This is a genomic window from Mesorhizobium silamurunense, from assembly GCF_014843905.1.
Taxonomy (GTDB): Bacteria; Pseudomonadota; Alphaproteobacteria; order Rhizobiales; family Rhizobiaceae; genus Mesorhizobium; species Mesorhizobium silamurunense.
On sequence record NZ_LPVS01000228.1, the window covers coordinates 1 to 4,007 of the forward strand.

The following is a 4,007-nucleotide window of genomic DNA, read 5'->3' on the forward strand; positions in this document are numbered from 1 at the left end:
CATCCGTGAAGGCGGCCGCACCGTCGGTGCCGGCATCGTCGTCACCATCAAGGAATAATCGATCCGGCTCTGCCGGTTCGACAAGGAAGGGGCGGTCCTCGGGCCGCCCTTTTTTGTTGCCGGCTCTCAGCGGGCCAAGTATTGCGCCACGTCTTTCAAAGCTGTTGCAAGCGGCACCGCCGTAACTAGTATGGGTTGTACCCGTGGGGGCTTTGCAGGCTTGGTTCGCCGTTCAGACAGCATTCGGTGGTGGCGCGGGCTCTTCCGTCTGGGGTTGGCCGCTGTAATCGGCCTGGCCAGCTTCGTCGTGGAGGCCAAGGACGAGGCGCCCGATCTCGGCCCGACGATGCGCTTTGCCGTCGTGCGCAGCAGCGCGACGGGCTGCGAGCCCAATTGCCCGGAATGGATTTCGGCGGAAGGCATCATCGAGGCCGGCACGCCGGCGCTGTTCAGACGCCTGCTGAAGACGCTCGGTGGCCGGCAGCTGCCGATCGTCGTCAATTCTCCTGGCGGCAATGTCGACGCCGCACTCCAGCTTGGCCGCATGATCCGTAAGGCCAACCTCGATATCGCCGTCGGCACAACCGAGCTTGCCGGCTGCTCGCCCGAGATGAAGACCTGCCGGGACAATGACAGCAAGAACACGCCCCATGCCGGCGTCGCCTATGACAGCGGCGCCATGTGCAACTCGGCCTGTCCGCTGATGTTTGCCGGCGGCGTCCGCCGCTTGGTCGGCGAGTGGGCCTTTCTCGGCGTCCACCAAATCACCACCACATATCATCGGGAAAAGCTGCTCTATCGCACCACCTACAAGATCGTGAACGGCAAGAAGAAGGTCCTCAGCACCAGGATCGTCAGCCGCAAGAACGCCGGCAGCTACAAGACCTATGAGATGAGCAAGGCGGTCGAGAAGCGGCTGACCGGCTATCTGAAGGAAATGGGTGTCGGGCAGGGCGTGCTGGACGTGATGAAGGCGACGCCCGCGAGCGACATAAGGCAGATCGAGCCCGACGACATGCTGGAGATGAAGCTCGTCACCAGCCTCGATTCGCTGGACCTGCTGACCGAAGCGACCATATGTCGGCGCGATCCGGTGCCAACGAACTGCCGCGAGATACCGGCCAATGGCAAGGCCAAGCCGGCCGAGGTGGCGATGGTCGCAACCGAGCCGACTCTCAGCCAGCCGACGGAGGCTGCGTCGTCGCCAAGGCAGGAACGGGAGATGCGCTTCGTCCTCGTTCGCGGCAGCAATCCGCTCTGCAATCCCGACTGCCCGGAATGGATTGCGGCCGAGGGGACGATTGTTGCAGCCACGCCCGACAGGCTGCGCGAGCTGCTCGACACGGTCGGCGGGCGCAGGCTGCCCGTCGTGGTCAACTCGCCGGGTGGCGACATACAGGGCGCGCTCGCCACCGGCCGGCTGATCCGCGAGCGCAGATTGGATGTCGCGGTCGCCCGGACGGATTTTCTCGATTGCGATCCGGGCGCGGCAGGGTGCGTCGCCAAGGACGGCTTCCATTCCGGCCTCACCGTCGAAGCCGGCGCCGAATGCGACGCGGCCTGCGCGGTGATGATAGCCGGCGGCGCCAGGCGTTTCGTCGGGGCCGATGCGCATTTCCTCGTGCATTCCATGGGCATGGAAGACAAGGTCAGGGCGTATCTCGAGGAGATGGCGATCGGCGCGGGTCTGTTCGTCGCTATGCAGTCGGCGCAGTTTGCGAAGCACAGGGAACTCAGCCAGGACGAATTGGCTGAGTTCGGGCTCACCACCGGCCGCCAGTCGGTGGACGCGCTGACGGGCGCCACCATCTGCAAATTGTCGCCAAAGCCCGGCAACTGCCGGGTTCTGCCGTCCGCCAACGCCGAGGCCGAGTCGCCGGCGAAGCTATAGCGGATGCGATAACTGGCCATGGAGGCAGGTTGAGCCGGATCCGATCTTGCAGCTATCCTTCTACGCTACCGATGAAAGAGGACCGGCAATGAGCGAGGACATCCCGACTTTGTTCGAATGGGCCGGCGGGGCGGAAACGCTCAACCGGCTGACGCGGACCTTCTACGACAAGGTGGCGCTGGATCCGCTCGTCGGTCCGGTGTTCAGGCACATGTCGCCGGATCATCCGGCCCATGTCGCCGCCTTCATCGGCGAGGTCTTCGGCGGACCTAAGACCTACAGCGAGAAGCATGGCGGCCACCGCGAGATGGTCATGCATCATCTCGGCAAGCATCTGAGCGAGGAGCAGCGGCGGCGCTGGATCAATCTGCTGGCCGACGCGGCGGACGAGGTTGGCCTACCCGACGACCCCGAATTCCGTTCCGCCTTCATGGGCTATGTCGAGTGGGGATCGCGGCTGGCGAAGATGAATTCCAATCTCGGCGAGACCTGCGATCCGGAGACCGAACCGATGCCCGCCTGGGGCTGGGGCGTGCCGGGCGGACCTTACAAGCCGCCGGCGGGGAAGTCGTAGCGAAAGATGCTTGGTTTCTGCAAATTCCTGAAAAGATGACGCCGCAAAGAGACGGCACGGTCGTTGCATCAAGGTGAGACGACCTTGCATGATGGCTGCGACCGCCACTTCCGGTCGACACGCCGCAAAAGGGCACTTGAGTTCTCATCGGCTTTGTGAAATAGCAGCGCCCGTATACGGGCATAGCTCAGTTGGTAGAGCGGCGGTCTCCAAAACCGCAGGTCGTAGGTTCGAGCCCTGCTGCCCGTGCCATTCCTTCAAGGGATCAGGCATCTGGCGATCATCTTGATCGCCGAGTTGCGCGAAATCAGCCTCACACATCTCTCGCACAAGCCGCGCGCATTGCCGCCCTTGATGTTATCCACGTCGATGGCTGACAGCACGTTTCTCAGCCCGAAGTAGTTTCGGCCCGGCTGGCACTGTCCATTGCGCACACTTGAGAATTCAATACGCTATGGCATATTCGAAACTGATTTATGGCATCTAAACATATAAATATGATGGATATCAAGGGAATCGACCTCAACCTCCTCGTATCGCTTGACGTATTGCTGAAAGAGCGAAATGTCACACATGCGGCCGCACGGCTTAATTTGAGCCAGCCAGCGCTATCCGCCCAACTCAGCCGGCTCCGACAAGCATTCGAGGATCCGCTTCTTATTCCTGCAGATAACGGACGCGGAATGGATCCGACAGCTCTAGCGCTCGAACTAGTCGAGCCTCTCCATGCCGCCCTTAAGGACCTGGAGGTTTTGGTCCGGCGTCGGCCTCGCTTCGACGCGCTAAATGATATCCGCGATTTTCGGATCGCAACGACAGACAATGGCGTCGTGGTAATCGGCTTGCCGCTGTTGCGGCGACTACAAACCGAGGCTGGCTCAGGGATTCGGCTGGCCTTTCGCCTGCTTGATAGCACTGGATCGACGGAACAGGTCGACCGAGACGAGATCGATCTCCTCATCGCACCTCCGAGCATGGTTCCATCGATGCTGAAAAGCCGTCGCCTTTATGACGAAACCTATTCGATGGTGCAGCGCAAATTCCATCCTCGAGGTGATCGACAGCCGGATCTCGATGCCTACTGTGCGTTGGATCATATTCTGGTTTCCCTGGATGGAGGCGGGTTCGAGGGGAGAGTCGATAAAGTTCTGGCTGAAACCGATCGTAGCCGGCGTGTCGTCTTATCTATGCCCAGTTTTACCCTAGTGCCGCCCGTGCTTCGCACCACGGATTATGTCTGCACAATGCCGACCCGGTTCGTCCGCACTCTCGACGATGACTGTGAATGCTTTGAGCTACCGTTTCTTGTTCCGGGTTTCGCAATGCATATGGCTTGGCACGCGCGGCATCACCACGACCCGGCCAATCTCTGGCTCCGCCAACAAGTGCTGGGAACGGCACAACGCGCTGAAGCACCGTAAGAGACCATTCGAAGCCATTGCGGAGAGCGGGCGATCTGCGGTTCTCGACGAAACGCTGGCGCATTGTAACCGCTGTTCTCAGGCCACGGCCTTGAGCGGCATAGGTCTGTAGGCCCAAGGC

3 protein-coding genes and 1 tRNA gene are annotated in these 4,007 nt (G+C 61.3%); all 4 read left to right on the top strand.

Annotated features, from left to right (window positions below):
- The first annotated feature begins 190 nt into the window (after nucleotides 1-190).
- On the top strand, nucleotides 191-1,891 hold the full coding sequence (locus tag AU465_RS33300; RefSeq protein ID WP_192257288.1) for a COG3904 family protein: 1,701 nt from the start codon (nucleotides 191-193) through the stop codon (nucleotides 1,889-1,891).
- An 88-nt stretch (nucleotides 1,892-1,979) separates the two neighbouring features.
- Nucleotides 1,980-2,465 (top strand): group II truncated hemoglobin, encoded by a 486-nt coding sequence (locus AU465_RS33305; RefSeq protein ID WP_192257290.1) that lies wholly within the window; start codon nucleotides 1,980-1,982, stop codon nucleotides 2,463-2,465.
- 176 nt (nucleotides 2,466-2,641) lie between these two features.
- Nucleotides 2,642-2,717 (top strand) — tRNA-Trp (locus tag AU465_RS33310).
- 245 nt (nucleotides 2,718-2,962) lie between these two features.
- Nucleotides 2,963-3,886, top strand: a complete 924-nt coding sequence (locus AU465_RS33315; RefSeq protein ID WP_246506654.1) for a LysR family transcriptional regulator — start codon at nucleotides 2,963-2,965, stop codon at nucleotides 3,884-3,886.
- Nucleotides 3,887-4,007 lie beyond the last annotated feature (121 nt).

Bases quoted from the DNA above. Each gene is read 5' to 3' on its own strand.
- AU465_RS33300 (WP_192257288.1), top strand. From the start codon at position 191: ATGGGTTGTACCCGTGGGGGCTTTGCAGGCTTGGTTCGCCGTTCAGAC.
- AU465_RS33315 (WP_246506654.1), top strand. From the start codon at position 2,963: ATGATGGATATCAAGGGAATCGACCTCAACCTCCTCGTATCGCTTGAC.
- AU465_RS33305 (WP_192257290.1), top strand. From the start codon at position 1,980: ATGAGCGAGGACATCCCGACTTTGTTCGAATGGGCCGGCGGGGCGGAA.